This is a genomic window from Paenibacillus sp. GXUN7292 (assembly GCF_050864975.1).
GTDB lineage: Bacteria > Bacillota > Bacilli > Paenibacillales > Paenibacillaceae > Pristimantibacillus.
Genome location: NZ_JBOZWO010000028.1, coordinates 13935 through 39431 on the forward strand (window position 1 = coordinate 13935; position 25497 = coordinate 39431).

General features: G+C 44.1%; 14 protein-coding genes and 1 riboswitch. Of the genes, 2 read left to right on the forward strand and 12 right to left on the reverse strand.

Features of this window, described 5'->3' with window-relative positions:
• Nucleotides 1-151: 151 nt before the first annotated feature.
• On the reverse strand, nt 152-3055 hold the full coding sequence (uvrA, locus tag ACRRU2_RS20025) for an excinuclease ABC subunit UvrA (RefSeq protein ID WP_432504429.1): 2904 nt from the start codon (nt 3053-3055) through the stop codon (nt 152-154).
• 12 nt (nt 3056-3067) lie between these two features.
• Nucleotides 3068-5068, reverse strand: a complete 2001-nt coding sequence (gene uvrB, locus ACRRU2_RS20030; RefSeq protein WP_331702627.1) for an excinuclease ABC subunit UvrB — start codon at nt 5066-5068, stop codon at nt 3068-3070.
• A gap of 534 nt (nt 5069-5602) precedes the next feature.
• On the opposite strand from uvrB, the gene ACRRU2_RS20035 reads away from it, so the two are divergent.
• Nucleotides 5603-10255, forward strand: coding sequence for a collagen binding domain-containing protein (locus ACRRU2_RS20035; protein ID WP_432504431.1), 4653 nt, complete (start codon nt 5603-5605; stop codon nt 10253-10255).
• A 409-nt stretch (nt 10256-10664) separates the two neighbouring features.
• On the opposite strand, the gene ACRRU2_RS20040 is transcribed toward ACRRU2_RS20035, so the two are convergent.
• The 6 genes from ACRRU2_RS20040 to ftsE all read right to left on the reverse strand — a co-directional run bounded on the left by ACRRU2_RS20040 (nt 10665) and on the right by ftsE (nt 18583).
• Nucleotides 10665-12152: a transglutaminase domain-containing protein gene (locus ACRRU2_RS20040; RefSeq protein WP_432504433.1), complete on the reverse strand. Its 1488-nt coding sequence runs from the start codon at nt 12150-12152 to the stop codon at nt 10665-10667.
• Nucleotides 12153-12165: 13 nt separating this feature from the next.
• Nucleotides 12166-12254, reverse strand: a riboswitch (cyclic di-GMP riboswitch).
• Between the two features lie 70 nt (nt 12255-12324).
• A complete protein-coding gene (locus ACRRU2_RS20045) occupies nt 12325-13620 on the reverse strand; it encodes a PDZ domain-containing protein (RefSeq protein ID WP_432504435.1) in 1296 nt (431 codons plus the stop codon).
• A gap of 428 nt (nt 13621-14048) precedes the next feature.
• The gene (locus tag ACRRU2_RS20050) at nt 14049-15524 is read right to left on the reverse strand and encodes a S41 family peptidase (protein ID WP_432504437.1); all 1476 of its coding nucleotides are present in this window, start codon (nt 15522-15524) and stop codon (nt 14049-14051) included.
• A gap of 237 nt (nt 15525-15761) precedes the next feature.
• Complete coding sequence (locus ACRRU2_RS20055; protein ID WP_331697600.1) at nt 15762-16976, reverse strand: murein hydrolase activator EnvC family protein; 1215 nt, start codon at nt 16974-16976, stop codon at nt 15762-15764.
• A 13-nt stretch (nt 16977-16989) separates the two neighbouring features.
• Entirely contained in the window at nt 16990-17907 is a 918-nt protein-coding gene (ftsX, locus tag ACRRU2_RS20060) for a permease-like cell division protein FtsX (protein ID WP_331697601.1), read from the reverse strand.
• A complete protein-coding gene (gene ftsE, locus ACRRU2_RS20065) occupies nt 17897-18583 on the reverse strand; it encodes a cell division ATP-binding protein FtsE (protein ID WP_331697602.1) in 687 nt (228 codons plus the stop codon). The genes ftsX and ftsE overlap by 11 nt, the downstream gene beginning before the upstream one ends.
• 245 nt (nt 18584-18828) lie before the next feature.
• Between ftsE and ACRRU2_RS20070 the strand changes: the two genes are divergently transcribed.
• Nucleotides 18829-20382: a VanW family protein gene (locus ACRRU2_RS20070; RefSeq protein ID WP_432504440.1), complete on the forward strand. Its 1554-nt coding sequence runs from the start codon at nt 18829-18831 to the stop codon at nt 20380-20382.
• 103 nt (nt 20383-20485) lie between these two features.
• Here ACRRU2_RS20070 and argH read toward each other — a convergent pair whose 3' ends face one another.
• The 4 genes from argH to ACRRU2_RS20090 form a co-directional block, all read right to left on the reverse strand.
• Nucleotides 20486-21901, reverse strand: coding sequence for an argininosuccinate lyase (gene argH, locus ACRRU2_RS20075; protein ID WP_432504442.1), 1416 nt, complete (start codon nt 21899-21901; stop codon nt 20486-20488).
• 89 nt (nt 21902-21990) lie between these two features.
• The gene (locus ACRRU2_RS20080) at nt 21991-23226 is read right to left on the reverse strand and encodes an argininosuccinate synthase (protein ID WP_331697605.1); all 1236 of its coding nucleotides are present in this window, start codon (nt 23224-23226) and stop codon (nt 21991-21993) included.
• A gap of 47 nt (nt 23227-23273) precedes the next feature.
• A complete protein-coding gene (gene argF / locus ACRRU2_RS20085) occupies nt 23274-24230 on the reverse strand; it encodes an ornithine carbamoyltransferase (RefSeq protein WP_331697606.1) in 957 nt (318 codons plus the stop codon).
• A 68-nt stretch (nt 24231-24298) separates the two neighbouring features.
• A complete protein-coding gene (locus ACRRU2_RS20090) occupies nt 24299-25489 on the reverse strand; it encodes an acetylornithine transaminase (RefSeq protein WP_432504446.1) in 1191 nt (396 codons plus the stop codon).
• Nucleotides 25490-25497: the final 8 nt, after the last annotated feature.

Below are 25497 nucleotides of genomic sequence, written 5' to 3' on the forward strand. Positions count from 1 at the left end.
ATATCGCGGCACCTAGCCTAATCTTACTCTATGTTATCTTCTTGCGGCAAAGGATGCAAGCCTCAAAACGCTTTCGTAACAACTTTGTCAAGATTGTCTGCTGATTTACTTGTTATTATACCATTTCTCAGCAAAATTACTTGTTTTTTTATTAATTATTTACAGATACGGTATGATCCAAAGGAAGTGACTCCTGTTCTTGCTGAGCATAGCGCTGAATCGTTCGTTCCCGATCTCTTGCCAGTATAGGGCGCAGGTATTTGCCTGTATAAGAGCCTTCCACTTCAACGACCTGCTCAGGCGATCCGACAGCCACGATTGTACCGCCTCCGCTTCCGCCTTCAGGTCCCAGGTCGATTAAATAATCGGCTGTTTTGATTACATCAAGATTATGCTCAATGACTAACACTGATTCCCCGGAGTCAACCAAACGATGCAATACAGTAAGCAATCGGTCAATGTCATGAACATGCAAGCCCGTAGTCGGCTCATCTAGTATATAGAGTGTCTTGCCAGTACTGCGGCGATACAGCTCCGCAGCAAGCTTAACCCGTTGTGCTTCCCCGCCTGAGAGCGTAGTTGCAGGCTGACCAAGCTTCATATAGCCCAAGCCTACATCGACAAGTGTTTGAATTTTACGATGGATACGCGGAATATTTTCGAAAAATTGGCAGCCATCCTCAATCGTCATATCCAGCACTTCTGCAATATTTTTCCCTTTATATTTTACTTCCAAGGTTTCTCTGTTATAACGCTTGCCTTTACATACCTCGCAAGGCACATATACGTCGGGCAAAAAGTGCATCTCAATCTTAATAATGCCATCCCCGCGACAAGCCTCGCATCGTCCGCCCTTTACATTAAAGCTGAATCTGCCTTTTTTGTAGCCGCGAACCTTTGCTTCATTTGTTGATGAATACAGATCCCGAATATCATCAAACACGCCTGTATAGGTAGCAGGGTTAGAGCGAGGCGTTCTGCCAATCGGCGATTGGTCGATATCAATGACCTTCTCTAAATTTTCAATCCCGCGCATTTCCTTATATTGCCCAGGACGGGTTTTGGCCCGATTCAAATCGCGAGCTAGCGTTTTGTATACTATTTCGTTAACGAAGGTAGATTTGCCGGAGCCTGATACCCCTGTAACCGCAGTAAATACGCCTAAAGGAATCTTCACATTCACGTTGCGCAAATTATTTTCCTTGGCACCGCGCACCTCAAGCCATTTGCCATTAGGAGCACGGCGCTGTTGAGGAACCTCGATAAACTTGCGTCCGCTCAAATATTGCCCCGTTAAAGAACTCGAATCCTCCATAACCTCTTCAGGCGTTCCTTCCGCAATGACTTGACCCCCATGAATACCTGCTCCAGGGCCTATATCAATAATATAATCCGCAGCTAGCATCGTATCCTCGTCATGCTCAACGACGATAAGCGTATTGCCAAGATCGCGCATATGCTCGAGCGTTTCAATCAGCCGGTCATTATCGCGCTGGTGCAGCCCGATACTCGGCTCATCCAAAATGTACAAAACGCCCATCAAGCTGGAGCCTATTTGTGTAGCCAGACGAATACGCTGCGCTTCGCCGCCAGATAACGTGCCGGCAGCACGGCTCATGCTTAAGTATTCAAGTCCAACATTAACCAAGAAGCCAAGTCTGCTGTTGATTTCTTTCAATATTAAGTGAGCAATCGTTTGCTCCTTCTCGGTAAGATCCAGCGTTTGAAAGTATTTTTTAGCCTCTCCAATAGACAATGAAGTAACGTAAGCAATATTCTGGCTGCCTACTGTTACAGCCAAGCTCTCCTTGCGCAATCGCTGGCCCTTGCAGCTGCTGCATGGCTTGGCGCTCATATAGCCTTCGATGTGCTCACGCATCATATCAGATGCCGTATCCCGATAGCGGCGCTCCAAATTGTTGACAATGCCTTCAAACGGTACAAAGGCCTCCTTGCGATGGCCAAAATCATTTTCGTATAAAAAGCGCACCTTTTCCCCGCCCGTACCAAAAAGCAGCTTGTTCATTTGCTCATCTGTAAGCTCGGATACAGGGATGTCTTGAGGAATTTTATAATGTTCGCAAACCGCGCTCAAAAACTGAGGGTAATAATTCGATGTGCTTCCCGCCCATGCCAAAAAGGCAGCGTCTTGAATCGATTTGGTCTGATCAGGCACCAGCAAATCAGGATCAACAATCATGCTTTGACCTAATCCGTCACATTCTGGGCAAGCACCAAAAGGACTGTTGAAAGAGAACATACGCGGCGAAAGCTCGTCTATGCTGAATCCGCATTCTGGACATGCCAAATTCGAGCTAAAGAGCAGCTCTTCCTGATCGATTACATCAACGATAACTTTGCCTTCCGAAAGCTTTAACGCTGTCTCCAGCGAGTCTGCTAATCGGCTATGAATATCACTTTTCACAACAATACGGTCAACGACAACCTCTATGTTATGCTTCTTATTTTTCTCCAGTTCAATCTTCTCACTAAGCTCACGCAGCTCTCCATTTACCCGCACACGCACAAAGCCCTGCTTCTGAATATCAGCAAGCAGCTTCGCGTGCTCGCCTTTGCGGCCGGACACGACAGGCGCCAATATTTGCAGCCTGGTGCGCTCAGGATACTCCATAATCCGGTCGACCATTTGCTCCACTGTCTGTGAAGTAATTTCAATACCATGAGTCGGGCAATGCGGACGTCCTACCCTTGCAAACAAAAGACGCAAATAATCATAAATTTCGGTTACAGTACCTACTGTTGAACGGGGATTGCGGCTTGTCGTCTTTTGATCGATTGAGATGGCAGGCGACAAGCCTTCGATAGAATCCACATCCGGTTTTTCCATTTGACCTAGAAACTGTCTGGCATAGGCCGATAGAGATTCTACATATCTGCGCTGCCCTTCTGCATAAATTGTGTCAAAAGCGAGTGAAGATTTGCCGGAGCCGCTAAGTCCTGTAAGAACAACAAACTTATCGCGGGGTATCGTTACATCAATATTTTTTAAATTATGGGCTCTAGCGCCCTTTACAACAATTTTATCAATAGCCAATCGGCTCGCCTCCTACTTTCCCATCTCCGCTTTAAGCTCAAGCAGCGCATCCCGTAATTCGGCAGCACGTTCAAACTGCATATTCTTGGCTGCTTCCTTCATTTCTGCTTCCAAACGTTCCAAGAGCTTCAGCTTATCCTTCTTCGTCATGCTCTGAGCTGCATCAGTCAAGTATTCCGATTTTTGCTCTGCGACCTTAGTCGCCTCAATTACATCATATACTTTCTTGCGAATCGTCTGCGGCGTAATGCCATGCTTATCATTAAAGGCTACTTGAATCGCTCTTCTGCGCTCCGTCTCCTTCAATGCCCGGTCCATAGAGTCTGTTATCTTATCCGCATACATGATTACGCGCCCTTCGCTATTGCGCGCTGCCCGCCCTATCGTTTGAATAAGAGAACGATCTGAGCGAAGGAAGCCTTCCTTATCTGCATCAAGAATAGCAACGAGCGAAACCTCAGGCAAATCAAGCCCTTCCCGCAACAGATTTATACCTATTAATACGTGAAAAACACCAAGTCTTAAATCTCGCAGTATAGCTAAACGCTCAAGCGTCTTAATATCAGAATGCAAATAGCGGACCTTAATCCCTATTTCCTTCATATAATCGGTCAGATCCTCTGCCATCTTCTTCGTCAGCGTTGTTACAAGCACGCGCTCGTCGCGCTCAATACGAAGCTGAATCTCATGCAGCAAATCATCGATTTGCCCCTTCGAAGGCCGCACATCGATAATCGGATCGAGCAAGCCTGTCGGACGAATAATTTGCTCCGTCATGACCGGACAGTGCTCCAGCTCATAAGGGCCAGGCGTCGCTGAAACATAGATGAGCTGCTTCGTTTTCTCCTCGAACTCTTCAAACCGTAAAGGCCTGTTATCAAGCGCTGAAGGCAAGCGGAAGCCGTGATTAATAAGCATTTCCTTCCTCGCCTTATCGCCGTTAAACATTGCCCTGATCTGCGGCAGCGACACATGGGACTCATCCACTACGACCAGCATATCGTCTGGAAAATAGTCCAACAGCGTATAAGGAGTAGCTCCGCGCTCACGGAAGGTCAGCGGCCCTGAATAATTCTCAATGCCTGAGCAGAAGCCCATCTCCGCCATCATTTCCAAGTCATAGCGCGTACGCTGCTCCAACCGCTGCGCTTCTAGCAATTTATTATCAGCCTTAAGCTCAGCAAGACGTTCCTCAAGCTCGCGCTCAATATTTTTAATTGCAACCTTCATCGTATCCTCATGCGTAACAAAGTGAGAAGCCGGGAAAATAGCAATATGATCGCGCTCAGCAATAATCTCGCCCGTTATTACATCAATTTCAGAAATGCGGTCGATCTCGTCCCCGAACATTTCGACACGAACCGCATGCTCATTATTAGCAATAGGGAATATCTCAACAACATCACCGCGCACACGAAACGTACCGCGCGTAAAACTAATATCATTGCGCTGATATTGAATATCTACCAGCTTGTGCAAAATCTCGTCTCTTGATTTCTCCATGCCCGTACGCAGTGACAGTACAAGACTTCCATATTCAATCGGAGAACCCAAGCCGTAAATACACGATACACTCGCTACAATAATAACGTCACGCCGCTCGAACAAAGAGCTGGTAGCAGAGTGGCGCAGCTTATCTATTTCATCATTAATACTAGAATCCTTCTCTATAAACGTATCCGTCGAAGGAATGTACGCCTCCGGTTGATAATAGTCGTAATAACTAACGAAGTATTCGACTGCGTTATTTGGGAAAAACTCCTTGAACTCACTGCAAAGCTGTGCGGCCAAAGTCTTATTATGGGCAATTACTAGCGTAGGCCGTTGCAGTCGAGCAATCGTATTGGCGATCGTATACGTCTTGCCTGTTCCCGTTGCACCAAGCAATGTCTGATGGCGCATCCCTTGATTGACTCCCACTACCAGCTCATCAATTGCTTTCGGCTGATCACCCTGCGGCTTATAGTCTGAAACGAGTTCAAACTGCCGCTCATTCTGCCTCGCTATGCTCACTTGCTCCACTCCTTATCCGTTCAAATATATAATTCCTGTATATAAATTAAGTATAGACAACAATCATCCTATTTCAAAATAGAAATGAAATATATTCCACCCAAATGAGAATGTGTGTTCCCTTAATCATTATAACGTTACTTATATAACGATGCAATGCAAACCTTGCAATCCTTTCTGACAAACAATTTCCAGAAGTCGCTCACAATTGCGATCCTTTAATTACAATAAACTGCAGATTTACAATACTAAAATAATAAGAAAAAGATACTATATATAGTAAATTCTATCCAATTAAAACTACATATATTAACCGATCGGTTAATTTTAATTTTTAACCGTTTACATTAACAAAAACGACAAATTTCACACAATATCTGGCAACATTTTTCAGAAAATGTTTAGTTTCTTCTGATATGATTTCATGTAGCATAACATAAGTTTAATAGTTTTAATGGAGGTGTGTCACACAGTTGTTGCTTCATGCTGCTAGTGCGGCATGCATTATATTTATTATAGGAGGTATACGAATTCATGAAAAAAAGAACACTCGCAATGCTCTTGGCATTGCTGCTCGTGTTTCAGTTCGCGAATTTCGCGGGCGTGACGAAGCATGCGGACGCAGCTAGCTATGATGAAACTAATCCAAATGGAATGGAGTTCACTAAAGTTTATCTTAATGAAGGACCACTAAATCAAATCGGTCCTATTATTGCAGAAATTTCTAATACAGTTAGCAACTACAACCCGGACTATCAGTTTGAACTTGGCAAAGCATATTACGTGAAGTACGAATGGCTGCTTCAAGATCTGCACAACTACTGGGATGAGGATCAATACGTCTTCGATCTTCCAACTGGAATCAAACTTATTGAAAACGTAACAGGAGATTTGGACGGCTTCGGAACTTTTACAGCTGACGCTACTACAAATAAAGTCACCATGACTTTCAATGGTAATGTACGCGATGGTGATGATGCTAATTCTAACGGAAGCAGAATACCAGGAACCTTGTATTTTTGGGCGTACTTGGATGAAGATTCTATACCTCAAGGCTCTAATACCACCACTATCGATTTCATCAATACCCCTTTGGAAGTAAACATTAAGCCAAAAAATGTTACAGAGCCAATTAAGAAAACAGGAAAAATTCTAATTGATTCTACCTATGGTCAAATAATTGAATGGACGATTGATATTAATAGGCAGCTTCAAAAAATCAACGATGCTACACTAATTGATACAATACCAGACGGCTTGGAGTTAGTTGGAGATGTTTACATTCAAAAACTAATTGTAGATGTTAAAAACGGAGATATTCAAATTGATAGCTCATCACCTGCTACTTCGTTAACTAGCCCTATTGTTACTGATAGTATCTTAACAATTGATCTGATTGATGCTCTAGGATTGGGAACTAACCCTCTTAGCAATGCATACCGAATTTCTTTTAAATCGAAGATTACCGCTGATATTGATGAAGAACCGGTCAAATTTCGTAATGTAGCAGAATTAACAGGTACAATAATGGATGGTTCACCAATTTCTATGTCAGATGACGATACACAAACAATTGTTCCTGTAAAAAGATTCCAAAAATTAAATGGCACTACTAATTCTGATCATAGCATTAATTGGGAAATTAAATATAACTATGGCCGTAGCGCAATAACTAATCCAGTTATTACTGATTATTTTAGCAATACACATCAGTTGGACGGTAATGTAAAAATCTTTGAAGTAGACGGAAACGGTGATGTAGGTACTATAGATCTATTCGGATCACTGTTTAAAGCAGATAACCTTCCAAATAATCCAACATACGCAGATAAAAATGGATTTGTTCTATCACTGATAAACCCAAGTACTATAACAAAACCATATGTTATAAGATACACCACCAAACCTGTAGCAAACGTCTATGATAACTATACTATACACAACACTGTTATTGATAATGAAGGAAAAACTGGTTCATCAACGGGGGCAATTTCACAAGATTTCCGCAGTAAATCACGTAGTGAAATTAATTTTGACACTAAAACCATTAGATGGACCATAGAATTAAATAAGCAAAAGTATAATATTACTGGTGTAAATGTTGAAGATAATTTTCCTGTTGGTTTAAAGTTAATTAAAGATTCAATTAAAGTTAAACAAAACGGTTCAGATTTAAATAATCCTAATATTACTTTTAATGATAATGATGAAGAAACAACGAGCGGATTTAAGATCGCATTACCTGACGGCTCATATCACTATGTTGTAACCTATATTACAACGTTTGACTATGAGGGTATTTCTTATGATTCACTTGCAGCAAACTATAGAAATAGCGGTTTTGTAAAATGGAATGAAGATCCAACGCCTAATAAGCCTGGAGTACCATTTGAAAATACCTTCACACCAGAACCTAGCTGGGAATGGACAAATAATGGACTAAAAGATGGCACATATAGTGCCTCCAAAAAAGAAATTTCTTGGGAAATTGGGTTTAACTATAACCAAAAAACGATGTATAATGCTGAAATCGAAGATAAACTGACCGATATTCAGACTTTTATTCCGAAAAATCTTGAAATTTACGAGATGACAGTGAATTCAGATGGATCCGTTACTGAGGCGCAAACCCCAGTATACAAACATGATCCTGTAACCCCTTCTACTGGTTTTGTCACCGTTGAAGAGCCTTCGCAGGCTAATGATAATACATTAAAAATTAAGTTTAACAATACGATTAATGGAAAAGCGTACAAAGTGAAGTTCTCTACTTCCATTAAAGATGAAATGTTTGATAAATCACACAAGACGGTTACTAACACGGCTAAAGTTAAACATACTAGCAGTGACGGAACAACAACTTACAGCAGAGATTTAACTGCTAATGTTACAATTCCAAGCGCAGGCACTTATATTACAAAAAAAGGGACCCCGGAATCCCAGGATCAATCTATCCCTGCTAATAAAAGAGATAAATTTAAAGTAAATTGGCAGCTTACTATAAATGAAGCTCAGTCCAAAATCTCTAATGTAAAAGTATCTGATACACCAAGTGACAATCAAATTCTTTTAGAAGGCACTTTTAGCCTGTATAATGCTTCCTATGATCAAAATAACCAGTTGGTTGAGGGATTAGAAGTAGACAAGAATGAAACTCCTTTCAAGCTTAAGATCAGTGAAGACGGCTCAACCTTCGAACTAACATTTGAGGAAGAGATTCAATCAGCATTTATTCTATACTATTCAACACTAATTAATGCTGAAGAAGGAACGAATGTATCGATTTCAAATGCTGCAAAACTTGAAGCCAACGATATTAAAAATTCAAACACTTCAGGCGAGTTTCCAATTAGTTTTCAACTATCAGGCGGGGGAGGTTCAGCATCCATTTATGTAGGTACGCTAGAAGTAACTAAAGTTAACGAACTCGGCGAACCGCTTAAAGATGTGGAATTCCAGCTACTAAGAGCCAATAACAGATCAGTACTAAAATCTGGAACGACAGACAACGATGGCAAGTTATTATTCGACGACGTTCGTTTTGGTAACTACATCCTTAAAGAAGTAGCTCCTCCAAAATATTATGATTTACAAGGAAATGGAGAATATCCTGTTACTATTAACTCTATAACTGCTATATCGCAGTCCGTTGAAAATACAATTAAACCTACAGGAGATCTGAAAGTTAAAAAGATCGATGCTCTAACTAATGCTCCTCTTGATGGTGCTAAGTTCAATATTTACGAAAAAGATGATTACTTGGCTAATGGCCAGAATGCAGTAGTTAAAGGAACAGGAACAACTATTGATGGCGAACTGACCTTCGCTGGCTTATATCAGAACTTTGAGTACGTATTGGTTGAAACACTTGCTCCTTACGGCTACCATATGTACAATAACGGTGTTTACGGTCTAAGCGACACTAATGATGATAAGCTAGTCGTATTAACCGGAACAGCTCCATTCGAGTATGAAGTCAAGAATAGCACTGAACCAATAGGTAAACTAAAATTCGTAAAAGTCGATGCTAATGACCACAACAAGAAATTGGAAAACGTTAAGTTTGAACTTTATCATAAAGACTTCCCTAACAATTTACTTGAATCATTAGTTACCGACGAAAATGGAATTGTAGAAACTTCTGATTTACCTTATGGCGACTATGTCATAAAAGAGGTTAAAACACAGTTCGGATATGTAATCTCAAATGCTTCAAAAAATGTAAAGCTTGATTCTACAACTGATGTAAAAATTGATCCATCTGCTACTCCGATTACAATAGAGAACGACAAAGCGCCAGACGGAGAACTTGTCGTTACAAAAATTGCTCGTAACAGCAGCCCCAAGAGGCTACTAGCAAATGCAGAGTTCCAATTGCTGGATGCTGATCGCATTGTGAGAGCAACTGGTAAAACAAATGCAGATGGCGAGCTTGTTCTGACTGGAGATTCAATTTCCACAGATGAGGCAGTTCAACCTGCTACCATTACACTTCCAGTAGGTACTTATACTCTAAAAGAGGTAAGACCGCCATCAGGATATACTATTATTGGAAATGGTGAAACTACAGTAACTATTACAAATAATAATACAGAAACAATTGAAATCGAAAACCAGCTCTACATTCCTGGTCCAATCATTACACCGACTCCGACGCCTACACCAACGCCAGAGCCGACAGAGCCGACTGAACCAGAAGAGTCAGGTAACCCAACACCAACACCTACTCCTTCACCGGAGCCGACTCCTTCAACTAAGCCAACTCCGACTCCAGCTCCAACACCGAAGCCGGAGAAGCCAGTAACGAAGGAAGAAACGCCTGAAGAAACACCTGTTGAAGGTGAAGTAGATGTTCCAGACAACAAAACAACTAAACCGGGTCAGCCTCCGAAAAATGGCGAACTTGAAATAACGCCAGACGGCAAATGGACTTATACGCCGAAGCCAGGCTTCAAAGGTGATGACAGCTTCAGTATCATCGTTACCGATGAGGACGGCAATGAAGAAGAATTGTTCTACGAAATCGTCGTTGAAGAAGTTCCACGTGGCGGTGTCGAAACACCGGACGTTGATAAGCTTCCAAAAACAGGTGAAGATAGCTTCTTGCTAGTTCAGCTGCTAGGTGCAGCTATCGCTATGACAGGTATTGCATTACTTGTTCGTCGCCGTTTCCTTATTAAAAAATAATTCTTAACTAGTGAAAGAACCCTCCAGCCTTGAATTGGCTGTGAGGGTTCTTTTATATGTACAATTGTGGGCAGCTCACCTATTGGCGACCTAACTTGTCGCCATCGTGTGTAAAGAACAAAAGATGAGAAGCTATTTGCGTTACGGTCATAAATGACCATTAGAACCAAAAAGTAGTCTTTTTGTTGCATATACGGGACACTTATGACCGTTAGAAGAAGATCCCGCCGGATTCTCTAGCTTTTTTCCCGCTAACGGACATTTCTGACCGCTAGAAAGTGGAAGTTGGCGAAAAAAGAGCGCTAACGGTCATCAGTGTCCGCATCAGTGTAGGATCACAAACTTCTAAATTCTTATAATTCAAAAAAAATCCCAACCGGATCCTATCCAGGCTGGGATTAACATTATTTTAGAATGGGCTTTCTTCTGTTTTGCGATGTGTTAGTGCAAATTGTTGTGCTGTAGGATTGAAATACTTATCGCTATATTTGAAGTTGAATACTTGCTTGTCAAAATCAACATAGCCGGCATTCCATGTCGGATCTTGAATGACCCATTTGCCGCCAACCAACACTTCTACCCAAGCATGATTATCTTGCTTAGTAGTGTTGGACCAAGTTTCTCCATCCTCTGCCCAGATGGCTGTACCGTTAATAATTCTAGTTTTAATGCCTATTGAACGGTTGAGCGCTGCTGTAAGATGCACATAGCCGCTGCAAATCGCTTCTTTACGGTTTAATGTATCTATCGCTGAGTAATTAACTAGATCATTGCCCAAATAGCTTTTCACATCGTAAGCAATATTTTTGGCTACCCAATCATGAATAGCTTTTGTTTTCTCAAGATCTGTAGTTAGTCCCTTAGTAATCTTCTCAGCTAGAGCAATAATAGTTGGATGATCGCTCTCTGCATATTGTGTAGGCAGCAAATACTGCCAATCTCTCGTATCTTTATTAGTTACTGTAAATGCTGTATCGCCCCATACGACACTCTTATAGCTGCCAGAAGCATTTACATCCTTCTCGTAAATTTCAACTTTATAGGAGCCCGCTCCGTGGCGCAAGAAAATAGGAACTTCAAGCTTCTTGCCTTTGGATACGTAAACTTCCTTTTCTTCTGTTTTGCCTTTTGTAATGCGGACTAAAACAGCACGCTCTAAGGCAAACGATCCACTTAATATAATCTTACTTTGATTCGTGACTGTTGTTGATACTTTATAATTGCCTTGAGCTTGCGGCTTTAAAGGCGTAATCTCTGCATTTGGATCTTCTATGGCCGGACATGCTGGAGCAGCACTTGCAGGCTTTGCTTTTAGATCGCTTACTGATGCCTTTACATTGCGTAAAAACACAACCGCTTCTGCGCGAGTAAGCCCATCGTTAGCTGCATAGCCTTCGATTGTTTTGCTATGCTTTCCATTCGACAAATTATAGTCATAGAGCAGTTGGATGTTCTCATTCGTTGAACATGCATAACCAAGCGCATTGCCTATAATCGTTGCTACTCCGCCACGGCTTACAGCTGCGTAACGATCCTTCAAATCCCAGTTCATCTGTTTGGCATACTGCCAAACAGGCTCGTCCCACGCGGCATTATCTTGACGCTGCAGGCCATCTACTTCAAACGCGCGAAGCAGCATGCTTAAAAACTCTGCTTGCGTTACTTTATTATTAGGTCTGAATGTACCATCAGAATAACCATTAACAATACCTTGGCCTACTGCCCAATCAATAGATTCAGCAGCCCAGAAGTTTGTTGTATCCTTGAACTGTACTACTGCCGATGCTGAAGCAGCGATAGGCGCTGCAGAAGCCGCCACTGTTAGTGCAATCGATGTGGCAATGAGTTTCTTTCCCCATAATGAATACAGCTGTTGAATACGTTTAGTCAGCTTCACGTCGACTTCCCCTTTCGGTAGCTGGCTGCCACTTCTCAAAATAGAGATTGAGGCCCTTTAGCTTTGCGTCCCCGGCTTTCGGCGGGTTTGCCATTATCGTTTGAGTGTCGTTTTACCATTCACTCTACTAATCTATTAATTGAAATTTATACTACTATTTTAGCATATTTTGCTACTCAATATCACTATGATTTGTAAAAATTTTACGTCGATTTGCAGTACGTGCAGATTTCAACATTCCTAGCAAAGAAAGATTTCGGCTTTCTTGTGCATAGTATGTTGCCTGCTCGTCCGGTGCCAGTATTACCCCTAGTTGATGGTGTTCTCCGGCATAGCGTGCGCGCTGCGCAAACTTCATTTCTCCCTCTCTATTAAGCACCTCAAGCTTGCAAAAAGCAGGATTTATCATGAGGGCTGCATACAGCTGTTCCTTTGTATACACCTTTTCGCCGTTAACCTTTACAATAATTTCTCCGGGCAGCAGACCCATCGTATGAGCAGGCGTATGAGGCACTATGCCAAGTATACGTAAGCCTCTGCTGTCATGTACGTATAGAGGCGAACGGGCATTTTCATGGCGCTGGCTGCTCCATACCATCCATTCATGCAGTAAAATAGCCGCAGCAGCTGCAACCGGCAGCACCGGTGCCCACTGCCAAGCAGCAATAGCAAGCACCACAATAATTATGCTGTAAATAATAAGCTTATTGGATGCCGCTTTCGCTTTTTGCTCCGGCAGCATAGAACGTGTCAGCTCAGTAAAGCCTATCATGACCGGAAATGCAATTATCGTCCAGTTGCTATGACCGCTGCCTAGCGAAAAAAGCGGATCCCAGGGCAAGGTCAAGCCGCCGCTCGCTGCTGGCACTACCAAAAATAAAGGAACAGGCCAGAATCCTTGCAGCATATACCCCCCTACAAGCTTGCCTCGTTTGCCCTCTAGAAAAAGCGGTGTTGACAAGTTGGAGCCTTGCCAGCGTACTAGCAGTGCTTCTGCAAGATGCAGTAAGGCAACGAGCAGCAATAAAGACGCCGCTTCTATTTCTGTCAAAGATTTCACTACTGAACCCAGCCAATCCTCACGCTCTGCTAGCGGAGTAAAGCTGAATCCCCATTGCAGAATAGCAATAAGGCCAGCACTGTATGCAAAACATAAATACCTTACGCGAATGAGCAGCAGCACTGCCGCTATCCCCCACAGCCATAACAAAGCCGAAGCTGTTAAAGCTGCACCGATCCATATACCAATGATTGATGCGGCAATACCAATCACAAGACCAGCAAAAATAGCTTTAATGGTCAGAACCTTCCAGTCATGAAGCTTGACTGCAAACATTTGCCGCTCTAATCTCATTTGCCTTGTCATTTGCAGCACGATAAAAAGTATGGCCAAATAGTAAAAAGGCTGTGTAACTAGCTGCAACAATGCTTCGCCGAATTGTCCCAACCAACTGATTATTGTATTCAATGCAAGCACTCCTAGTATACGGACTTTAAGCACGCAAAATATCAAAAAAACGGTATACGGAAAATCGTAAAACGGGCACGTTTTATCAAGGATAAACGGCTTCCGTCGTCCTGTGGACGAGCGCGTTTACCTACGAAGTCAATCAAATGATCTAACGAATCGTGAGAGCGCTATTTCGTCTAAAAAGCGCCTTTTTGAAATCTAACGAAGATATTCGCCCTTATTTGCTCCTAACTGTGCCAAAATGAGTGGAAAGTTCACACATAGCGCAACTGATCTTCGTTATATTTTTAATCTAGCTGATTTTCGCCAAATAGAGCATTTAATCTTCGTTAGATTCAAGTCCTGTCCGTTTCGACCGCTGTTGTATTATTTTCAAAAAAGGCTGGCGCTCAAAAGAGGCCAACCTTTTATTAATTCGACGTTTATTATTTTTTTCCTGCTCTCGCTTGCTGGATCCAATCGATTGCGGCTTGCAGCTGCAGATCATTATTTTTATCTTGAATCCAGGCAATAACTGATTTTTCAAGCGCAGCTGTCGTATTCTCATCAATAATCCCGCTAGCTTTAAGGCCATGCTTCTTCTGGAATTGAATGACCGCTTGCTCTGTTTTGTCGTCAAAATAGCCGTCGGCTCTTCCCGTTTCAAATCCAAGCCCGTTCAGCATAATTTGAGCGCTGCGGTTTTGTTCGCTTATCGTATCTTTTGTAAGAGGCTGCTTATAGGCGATACGAGCTACTGTATACAGCTCTGGTGGCGTAATCACCTTATTAGGCTGAATGCCTTTCTCATGGATCCAGTTGCCCTTCGGCGTCAGCCACTTGGCAATTGTCATTTTAAGCAGGCTGCCATCGCCAAGCGCTTTGTTATAGCTCACTTGCACGGTTCCCTTGCCGAAAGATTGTTCTCCCATAACATACGCTCCGGAGCTCTCCTGCAGGGCGCCTGCTAGAATCTCGGAAGCGCTGGCGCTTCCTTTGTTAATGAGCACGGAAATCGGGTATGTTTTCAACTCGCCGCCTTCAGCGCGTGTTTGCTCGCGGTTGCCATCGCGGTCCTCGACTTGAACTACAATATCATTAGGCTTCATCATATGCTGGGCAATATCAACAACAACAGGCAATACGCCGCCTGGATTGTTGCGCACATCAATAACTAGGCCTTTCATGCCCTGACTCTCAAGCTTTGTCAGTTCCTCTGCAAAACGCTCTCCCGTATGCATTGAAAACTGTCTAATTTCGATCACGCCTATTCCATCAGGCTGCAGCTCTGCATACACCGTTTCGATATCGATATCATCTCGTACCAGGACTAGCTGAATCGGCTCAGACAAGCCGCTTCGTTGTACAGACAGCTTTGCCTTCGAGCCTTTAGGGCCTCTAATTTTTGATACAGCCTCCTGCAAGCTTAACCCATCGAGCGCTTCGCCGTTAACAGATAATATAATATCTTTAGCGAGCAGTCCTGACTTCTCGGCTGGCGAGCCTTTGATCGGCGACACAACGACAACCCGGCTGTTCTCCAACGTTACCTCTGCACCTATGCCTGTGAACGAGCCTTCGATCGATTCCGAGAAATGTCTTGCAACATTTTCCTCCATATATACGGAATATGGATCGTTCAACGCGGCCATCATTCCGCTGATTGCACCGTTAAAAACATCCTCGCGTTCAACCTTGGCATAATACTTTGTTTCAATTAGCTCCATCACAGCATTCAGCTTAGTAAGCTCGTCCGAACTTAAACTATAGTTGCTTTTGCCAGGCGATGCAGCAGCAGCAACAACTGCAGGCTTTGGTTCGCTTGATTGCATAAGCCGATCAGTTACTATTAACGTAATAAGCACTGTCGCTAGCATTGTAATCATGACAACCAAAAAGACGGAACGACCTTTAAATTGCAAAACGTAACACCACCTTCATCTTCTCCAGCATGCTTGACCTAATTATTATATGACAATTGTACCAGAAATATTAAAAAAACAAGAAGCGCCACTCCGTTGTTCGTTATAATAATGCATTACAAGAATGACTCGCAGCCCCGTCTCAGCCAGGGACGAACCGGCATAAGAATGAAATTGATACTTTTCTTTATATTGAAAATAAAGGCAGCCACACGGGCTGCCGCTTTTATTAATATATTATTTTAAATAACCGCCTGGATTTACAGCAACCTCATTTTTACGCACCTCAAAGTGCAAGTGAGGGCCTGTAGAATTTCCTGTATTACCCACTTCTGCGATTTGCTGTCCTTTTTTAACTGTATCTCCTTTATCGACAAGCAAGCCGCCATTGCGTATATGTCCGTACAGCGTCCATAGGCCATTGCCATGATCAATAATAACACAATTCCCATAACCGCCCCACCACTGGGATACGATGACTACTCCACTCTCAGCAGCATAAATCGGCGTGCCTGACGGCGCTCCAAAATCGATGCCCGTATGTGTATGTTTCTTCTTCGTAATAGGGTGAATACGAGTTCCGAAGTTAGAGGTAACACGATAGCCGCTATCAATTGGCATGCCAAGCTTTCCGCCTGTGTATGGATTTTTGATTTTATTTTTTTGTGTGTTCAGCTTGGACACTTCTGCTGCCAAAGCTACAAGCAGCTTCTCCTGCTCCTCAGTTATCGACTCAAAACCTTCTAAAGCTTCATCCAGCTCTTGCAGGTTACTATTATAAGAAGCGATTAACGTTTCTTTTTCATTCTCTTTTTTTATCAAATCAGCTTGTTTGATTTCCAGCTCATAGTATAATTCTTTTACTTCAAGCAGCTGAAGCTCAACTTCCTTCTTCTTCAGAACGACAAGCTCCTTATCCTTTTTATGCTCGTCCAAAATATCGCGGTCTTGATTCAATATGGATTGAAGCGCATCAAACCGGTCCAGAAAATCACTAAAGCTAGTGGAGCTAAGCAAAACATCTACGTAAGAAACGAAGCCATTCGTATACATGAGGCGCATACGAGATTGCAGCAGCTCATCGCGTTTTACAATACGCTCCTCTGCCTGCTCGAGCTCAACGCCGGTAGCGATAACCTCTTCGTTCTTCTGCTCAATCTTAGTTTCCATCTCTATTTTTTCTTGTCCTACTTTATCAATTTCAGACAAAATTTTAGTAATTTCCTTTTGCAAATCTTCTTTTTTAGCAGATATATTTTTCTTTTGGCTTTCGGCATAATGAGCATCTTTTTCTGCTTGAGCCGCTTTTCGTTCTGCGTTTTTGATTTTTTGCTTCGCCGCTGCGATATCCTTTTCGATTTGAGACAATGAGGTTGCTTCAGACTGAGATAACTGCACAGCAAATGCGACCACTAATGTTATGGCAATTAATACCGCTGCTAGTCTTTTCATTCTATTCTCCCACCTACACTTTCAAGTACTTTCGAACTGATATTGTACTTCCCCATATGCCTATTACTGAACCTAGTGCAATCAAAGTTACTGAGGTTATGTACATCGCCTCGCGTACTGGCACCATACTAATCATTAGCAGTGACAGATCCAGCTGCATAAGCTTGAAGATTTCGGCATAACCGAACCAAATCACAACAGCTGTAATAATAGAGCTGACTACTCCGATCAGCGCGCCTTCTATAAAAAACGGCCAACGTATAAAAGCATTCGTTGCTCCGACCAGCTTCATAATGCCAATCTCTCTTCTTCTTGCTACAATGGTCATTTTGATTGTGTTTGAAATAAGGAAAATTGCTGTTACAGCCAATCCAATGACGATAATAAAGCCCACATTGCGTACTGTATTTGTAATTTTGAACAGCTTTTCTACTGTTCCTTGTCCATATTTAATGCGGTGGATAGGCTCATTACTGTCCAAGCGGTTAATGGTTGAAATTTGTTCTGCGGTTTGTTCCACAGTTTGCGGGTCGTATACTTCTACGGTGAAGGAAAACGGCAGCGGATTTTTATCATCCTCGTAACCTTCTAACAGACCCATATTTTCATCTCCCATAGCTTTTCGCAGCATCTCGAGACCTTCTTCTTTTGTAACAAGCGTTACCTTGCTAACCTCGGGCAAATTGCCGATTTTGTTTTGCAGTTCTGTTATTTTTTCTTCTGCAACATCCATTTGGAGATATACGCGTATTTGAACCTTGCTTTCAAATTGATCTGCAATATGGTTCATATTCATAGCCAGCAGCATAAAAATCCCTAGAATTATAAGTGATATAAACATGGAGCTTATTGAAGCGAAGGACATCCAGCCATTGCGCCATATGCTCTTGGCGCCTTCGCGCACATGTCGGAGCAGTGTACTAAACTTCATACCCGTACTCCCCTCTCGCTTCATCCCGAACGATTACACCGTTCTCGATAGCGATAACACGCTTGCGAATACTGTTTACTATTTCTTTGTTGTGGGTAGCCATAACAATCGTAGAGCCGCGATAGTTAATTTCCTCCAGCAGGTTCATGATGCCGATGGACGTATCCGGATCAAGATTTCCCGTTGGTTCGTCCGCCACGATAACGGAAGGATTGTTCACAATCGCCCTGGCAATCGATACCCGCTGCTGCTCACCGCCTGACAGCTGAGACGGCAGGCTGGCATGCTTATGCTGCAAACCTACAAGCTCTAAAACCTCCATCGTTCGCTTCTTAATAATTCGCCGCGGCGCCTCTATGACTTCCATAGCAAATGCTACATTCTCGAATACGCTAAGTTGAGGCAGCAATCGGAAATCTTGAAATATGACACCAATATTTCTTCTAACATAAGGAATCTTTCTTGTTTTTAACTTGCCTATATTAAAGCCGCTCACTGAGATTTGTCCCTTTGTAGGAATTTCCTCACGATAGATCAGCTTCATAAAAGTAGACTTGCCTGCACCAGAGGGACCAACGAGATAAACAAATTCATTACTATCAATTCGAACCGAAACACCACGCAAGGCATGCGTTCCATCGGTGTAGGTTTTCCAAATGTCGTGCATTTCGATCACAATATCACATCCTGTTAAGAGTCAATATTATTATTTCGACAGAGTGCGGCTAATTCCTTCACAAAAAGCTCTGTTTCAGCTTTTTTCACAATTCTCATTTTTGAAGGATTTGTCGAATTATTATGCCGAAAGTACCGATGAAAGCTTAGCTTGGCAGCGGCATATATATAACAATAGCTTTGTATAATCTTCTGATTACGTATTAAGCATACCGATAATGCGGCTGAAAGAAAGTGGGGAATGGGATGAAAAAATTTCACCTTATATTTATTTTGTGCACTTCGTTACTACTGCTGATAACAGTTGGCTGGGGGTTTCTATGGAATTATGCCAAGCAGCAAACCGTACCGCAAAATGTTTACGCTGGAGGCTTAAGTATAGGCGGCATGAACATCGAGGAGGCAAAAGGCTTGCTGGAGCAATACAAAAAATTGCTGGGAAGCCGTTCCATTCAAATTGATATTATGCCTGTACAAGGCTTAAAGCAGGAGGTTGCAAAGAGCAGCCAATGGACGGCGCAGCAATTCGGTTATGAAGCTGAGTTTGACGAAGTACTTAAAGCTTTGGACCAATTAAACAGGGGTTCCATATGGGAACGTGCCGAGTATCGCTATCATTTTCCAAAAAGCTTCCCTATGACGCAAAAATGGGATCAATACCTGTTCGAAACGCTGCTGCGCCAACAGTGGGGATGGATGGAGAAGGATCAGCCTGTAGATGCCAAAAGAATTATTACTGATGATGACACCGTGCTGTATGAGCCGCATAAAAATGCATTCAGGCTAAATGTCCAGGAGGTTGCCCAGCAGTTGTCCGTATGGATGATCGAGCCGTTGAATGAGGACAACGATGAGCAAGCGAAAACAAAGAATAATACAAGCGGCAGCAAACTTCCGCCTCTTGTAAATGCAAGCTTCCATTCCGTGCTCCCGATCGAAGAAATCGAGCCTGAAGTAACGGTAGAAAGCCTTAAAGAACTAGGCTTGGACAGAGTCATTATGTCGTTTTCGACAGAGTTTTTAACGAGCGGCGAAGGAAGAGCTTATAACGTTACGGCGGCCGCCAGTGTACTGCATGATTGGCTGCTCGAGCCGGATGAGGAATTTGCCTATAGCACCTTAGTGAAAAAGCTGGAGGAGCAATTTACTTTAAAGGAAGCACCTGTTATATTAAATGGCAAGTTTGTGCCGGGAGTAGGCGGAGGGATATGCCAAGTATCCAGCACTCTTTATCAAGCCGTGCTCCGCAGCGGCCTTACGATCGTTGAACGGCGCAACCATTCCCTTCCGGTTGCCTATATGCCGCTTGGGCATGATGCAACCTATGCAGGGGATGCGATAGACTTTCGCTTTCGCAATTCTACTGGCAAGCAGCTTTTAATACGCACGCATGTCGAAAATCGCAAGCTTACCGTTAAGCTAATCGGAACGATGCCCAGCAATGAACGCTACGAAATCGAATCTAGTACGGTTAAAACTGTTTCGCCAGAAGTCGTACGCACTCTTAACCCTAACCTTGCACCTGGCAAAACGGTTACTAAGGATGCCGGCAGGCAGGGCTATGTTGTAGAAACCTACCGCATCCTGCTGCGTGACGGCAAGGAGGTATCGCGCGAACGCGTGTCTCGGGATACTTACCGCGCACAGCCTGTTATCATTGAATATGGACCTAATGCTCCAGTGCCGGGCAATCCGGTTCAAACCTCTCGAATTGTCACGCCTTCTCCTGAAGCAACTCCTTCACCATTAAACCAAACACGGACAGAAACAAACGGCGGTCTGCTGGAGGACGGCATATAATTATATCTGCAGAAGGATATATAAGAACAAGTTTATTGTGAAAACTTATAATTTGAAAAAAGTCGTATGGATCCTTTAATGGATTCATACGACTTTGCTTTTATTAATTGCTGCGTTCCGTATATTCTATTACCCAAGCAGCAGTCGCTTCGGCAGCCGACTCCGCGCGAGCGATAGCTTCAAGCACCTGCGGCTTCGCTGTTCCGCCGTAAACATTGCGGGCGTTGACAACTTGCTCCGGCTGAAGCACGTCATAGATGCGGTCATCGAACAGCTCGGAAAATTGCTTGAATTCATCCAGCGTCAAATCAAGCAAATATTTGTTTTGCTGAATGCAGTAAAGCACCGTTTTGCCGATAACCTCATGCGCTTGGCGGAAAGGCATGCCCTTGCCGACCAGGAAATCAGCTATATCTGTCGCATTAGAGAAGTCCTGATTGACGGCTTGGCGCATACGGTCCTTGTTCACCTTCATCGTTGCAACCATTGGCGCAAACAATTGAAGCGCGCCTTGCATCGTCTTCACGGTATCGAACATGCCTTCTTTGTCTTCCTGCATGTCCTTGTTATACGCTAGCGGAAGCGACTTCAGCACTGTCAAAAGGCCCATCAGATTGCCATACACGCGTCCAGTTTTACCTCGGACAAGCTCCGGCACATCGGGATTTTTCTTTTGCGGCATAATGCTGCTGCCTGTGCAGAACGCATCATCAAGCTCGACAAAATTAAACTCTGTGCTGGACCACATAATAAGCTCCTCGCTCAAGCGAGACAAATGCATCATAATGATAGAGGCATGCGATAAGAACTCCAATATAAAATCTCGATCGCTTACTGCGTCAAGGCTGTTTTCATAAACACGGTCAAATTTAAGCTGGCTCGCTACAAAATGACGATCGATCGGGAACGTCGTTCCCGCAAGCGCCCCTGCACCAAGCGGAAGCACATTAATACGCTTGTAGCTATCCTGCAAGCGCTCGATATCGCGTCCAAACATCGACACATACGCCATCATATGATGGGCAAACAAAATCGGCTGTGCGCGCTGCAAATGCGTATATCCAGGCAGAATAGTGTCGGCATTTGCCTTAGCCTGCTCGATCAAAGCAGACTGCAGTTTATACAGCATGTCGACGAACTCTACTACACGCTTGCGAAGCCAAAGATGCATATCGGTTGCCACCTGGTCATTACGGCTTCTGCCCGTATGCAGCTTGCCGCCTACGCTGCCAACATCATCGATAAGCGCCTTCTCAATATTCATATGAATATCTTCATCGCCAATCGTGAACTCGATATCGCCAGCCTTCACACGCTCAAGCACGCGCTGCAAGCCTGCTTTAATCGTTTCCACATCCTCAGCAGGCAATATCCCTTGCTTGCCAAGCATCGTCACATGGGCCAGACTGCCTTCAATATCCTCTTCAGCCAGTTCCTTGTCAAACATGATGGATGCTGTATATTCTTCAACCAGCTGGTCCGTTTTTTTCGTAAACCGGCCGCCCCATAATTTACTCATTCCAAGCTCTCCCTTCCGGACGCAAGGGACGGAAGCCGCATATGCGCTTTATCAAGCGGCATAGTCAGCTTCCGTCACATTCCGGCTAATTAGTTTTTGCTTTGCTCTACGCCTGAGGATACTTTCAAGCGAAGGGCATTCAGGTTAATAAAGCCTGTTGCATCGCCTTGATCGTAAGCCTGTGAAGGATCTGCTTCCATTGTAGCAATATCCGGGTTGTACAGGCTGACAGGGCTCTTCACGCCCGCACCGATTACATTGCCTTTATATAGCTTCAAGCGGACAACCCCGCTCACATTTTTCTGGGATTCTGTTACCAGTGCCTGCATAGCCAGACGCTCTGGCGCAAACCAGAAGCCATTGTATACAAGCTGGCTGTACTTGGCAATTAGAGAATCGCGAAGATGCATAACCTCACGGTCCATCGTCAAGGACTCCATTTTACGATGAGCGGTGAAAAGAATAGTTCCGCCTGGTGTTTCATATACGCCGCGGCTCTTCATGCCTACAAAGCGGTTTTCGACCATATCAACGCGTCCGATACCGTGTTTGCCGCCAAGCTCATTAAGCTTCTCCATCACTTGAAGAGGGTTCATTTGCTCGCCATTGATTGCGGTGCAATTCCCTTTGTCGAACGTCAATTCGATATACTCCGCTTGATCAGGAGCACGCTCTGGCGATACGCTAAGCACATACATCGCTTCATTTTCTTCTGAGCTTGGATCGAACCAAGGATCTTCAAGCATGCCGCTCTCAAAGCTGATATGCAGCAAGTTGCGATCAGTCGAATAAGGCTTCGCTGCAGAAGCAGTTACTGGAATGCCATGCTTTTCAGCGTATGCAATCATCTCTGCACGGCCAGGGAATTGCTCACGGAAAGACTCAAGGCGCCAAGGAGCAACCACTTTAATTTCCGGAGCAAGCGCCGCCGCGTTAAGCTCAAAACGAACCTGGTCGTTACCTTTGCCTGTTGCGCCATGCGCAATCATAGTCGCGCCTTCTGCGCGGGCAATTTCAACCATGCGCTTCGCAATCAGCGGACGAGCAATAGACGTACCTAGCAAATATTGGCCCTCATACAAAGCTCCTGCCTGGAACATTGGGAAAATGAAATCTTTTGCGAATTCTTCCGTCAAATCATCAATATAAACCTTGGAAGCACCAGTTGCCAACGCCTTTGCCTCCAGCCCGTCAAGCTCTTCTTTTTGGCCGATATCCGCTGTGAAAGCGATGATCTCGGCATCATAGGTTTCTTTTAGCCATTTCAAAATAATAGATGTATCCAAGCCGCCGGAATAGGCGAGTACTATTTTTTGTTTTGCCATATTCGTTACTTCCCTTCTAAATTGAATGGTCAACCTCTATGAAATCATTAGGACATAATCGCTGCCATAATCGCTTTTTGTGCATGCAGGCGATTTTCGGCCTGATCGAAAATAATGGAATGATCGCCATCGATAATACCTTCGCTTACTTCCTCGCCGCGATGTGCAGGCAAGCAATGCATAAACAGATAATCCGGCTTTGCGTATTTCACAAGCTCCTCATTCACTTGATAAGCAGAGAATGCAATCTCGCGTTCCTTCTGCTCCGCCTCTTGCCCCATGCTGGCCCATACATCCGTATAGATAACGTCAGCATCTGCAATAGCTTCCTTCGGATCGCGGTATACCGTTACCGTAGAACCGGTTTCTGCTGCATTTGCTTGTGTTTGCTTAACCAAATCAGCATCCGGCTCATAGCCCTCCGGCGTTGCAATTGCAACGTGCATGCCAAGCTTGGCTCCGCCCATCATAAGCGAGTGAACGACATTGTTGCCATCGCCTACATATGCGATTTTAATTCCTTCCAAACGCCCTTTTTTCTCCAAAATCGTCTGATAGTCCGCAAGCGCCTGGCAAGGGTGAGAAAGATCAGTCAGTCCGTTAATAACGGGAATTGTTGCGCCGCGCGCCAGCTCTACTACATTACGGTGAGCAAAGGTACGAATCATAATGCCGTCCAAATAACGGGATAGCGTCTGTGCTGTATCCCAAATCGTTTCACCGCGTCCAAGCTGCAAGTCGTTGCCGCTTAGGAACAAACCTTGACCGCCTAGCTGATACATGCCAACCTCGAAGGATACGCGCGTACGAGTCGACGATTTTTCAAAAATCATGCCGAGCGTTTTGCCTTTGAGCGGGTGATAGATTTCTCCGGCCTTTTGTTTTGTTTTTAAATCAATAGCTAGATCGATGAGGTAACGAATCTCTTCCGGCTTATAGTCGACCAGCATTAAAAAATCGCGCCCTTTCAAGCTTTGGGCCATCTCTTCATTCAAAAATTGCATGATTCTGCCTCCCTTTCACTGCGCAGCTATATGGAAGCCTCGATCCGTATAAGCTGCTGCGAACAACGTCACTGTGCTGCCGCTTCATCTATTAATTTCACTAAAATTTGTACTGCTGTATCAATTTCATCATTTGTAACTAGCAGATTCGGAAGCAGACGAAGCACATTAGGACCGGCAGTAATAATAAGAAGACCCTCATTCTGAGCCTTTACTACAATATCACCAACAGGTGCTTTGCAAGCTATACCTACAAGCAGACCTAATCCGCGTACCTCTTCCACAAAAGAATTGCCAGCCAGCTTCTCGCGCAGCTGACCCATTAAATAATCGCCTTGCTTAGCGGCGTTAGCTGGTATATTTTCTTCCACCATCGTCTCAATCGTCGCTTTCACCACTGCCGTAGCAATCGGTGTTCCGCCAAAGGTGGAGCCGTGGCTGCCGGCGCTGAAGCCTTCGCGCAGCTCTTCCTTGGCAACCATTGCGCCCACAGGGAAGCCGCTGCCAAGCCCTTTGGCCAATGTGAAAATATCTGGTTCAATGCCATAATGCTCATGAGCAAACAGCTTGCCCGTACGGCCCATGCCGGTTTGAATTTCATCTACAATCAGCAGGATGCCTTCCTTCTTGCATAATGCGGCAAGCTTATTCAAATAATCGGCATCAACCGGATGAATGCCGCCTTCCGCTTGAACGAGCTCCAGCATAACGGCAGCAGTCTGGTCGCTTATTGCACTTTCCAGCACTGCATAATCATTAAGAGGAATCGTTTTGAAGCCGCCTGGAAGCGGCGCAAAGCCTTCCTTCACCTTTGCCTGGCCAGTTGCTGTCAAAGTAGCCAGCGTACGGCCGTGGAAGGATTGCTCGAAGGTTATAATTTCAAAGCGCCCGTTCTGCTTAACAAGCTGCTGATAACGGCGAGCAAGCTTGATTGCCGCTTCATTTGCTTCCGCTCCAGAGTTGCAGAAAAATACCGCGTCGCCGCAGCTATTGTCGGTAATCAGCTTGCCTGCTTCCTGCTGATTCGGGATTTGAAACAAATTGGAAACATGCCATAGCTCATCAAGCTGCTTGTTCAAAGCTTCCTTGATGCGCGCAGGTGCATGGCCTAGATTCGTAACGGCAATACCGCTCATAAAATCCAAATACTTTTTGCCCTGATCGTCCCACAGCCAGCTGCCTTCTCCCTTGACTAAAGCAAGCGGGAATCTGGCGTAGGTAGGAAGCAACGCTTCAGCAGCCGTTTTCTCTGTTGACATTACTCTTC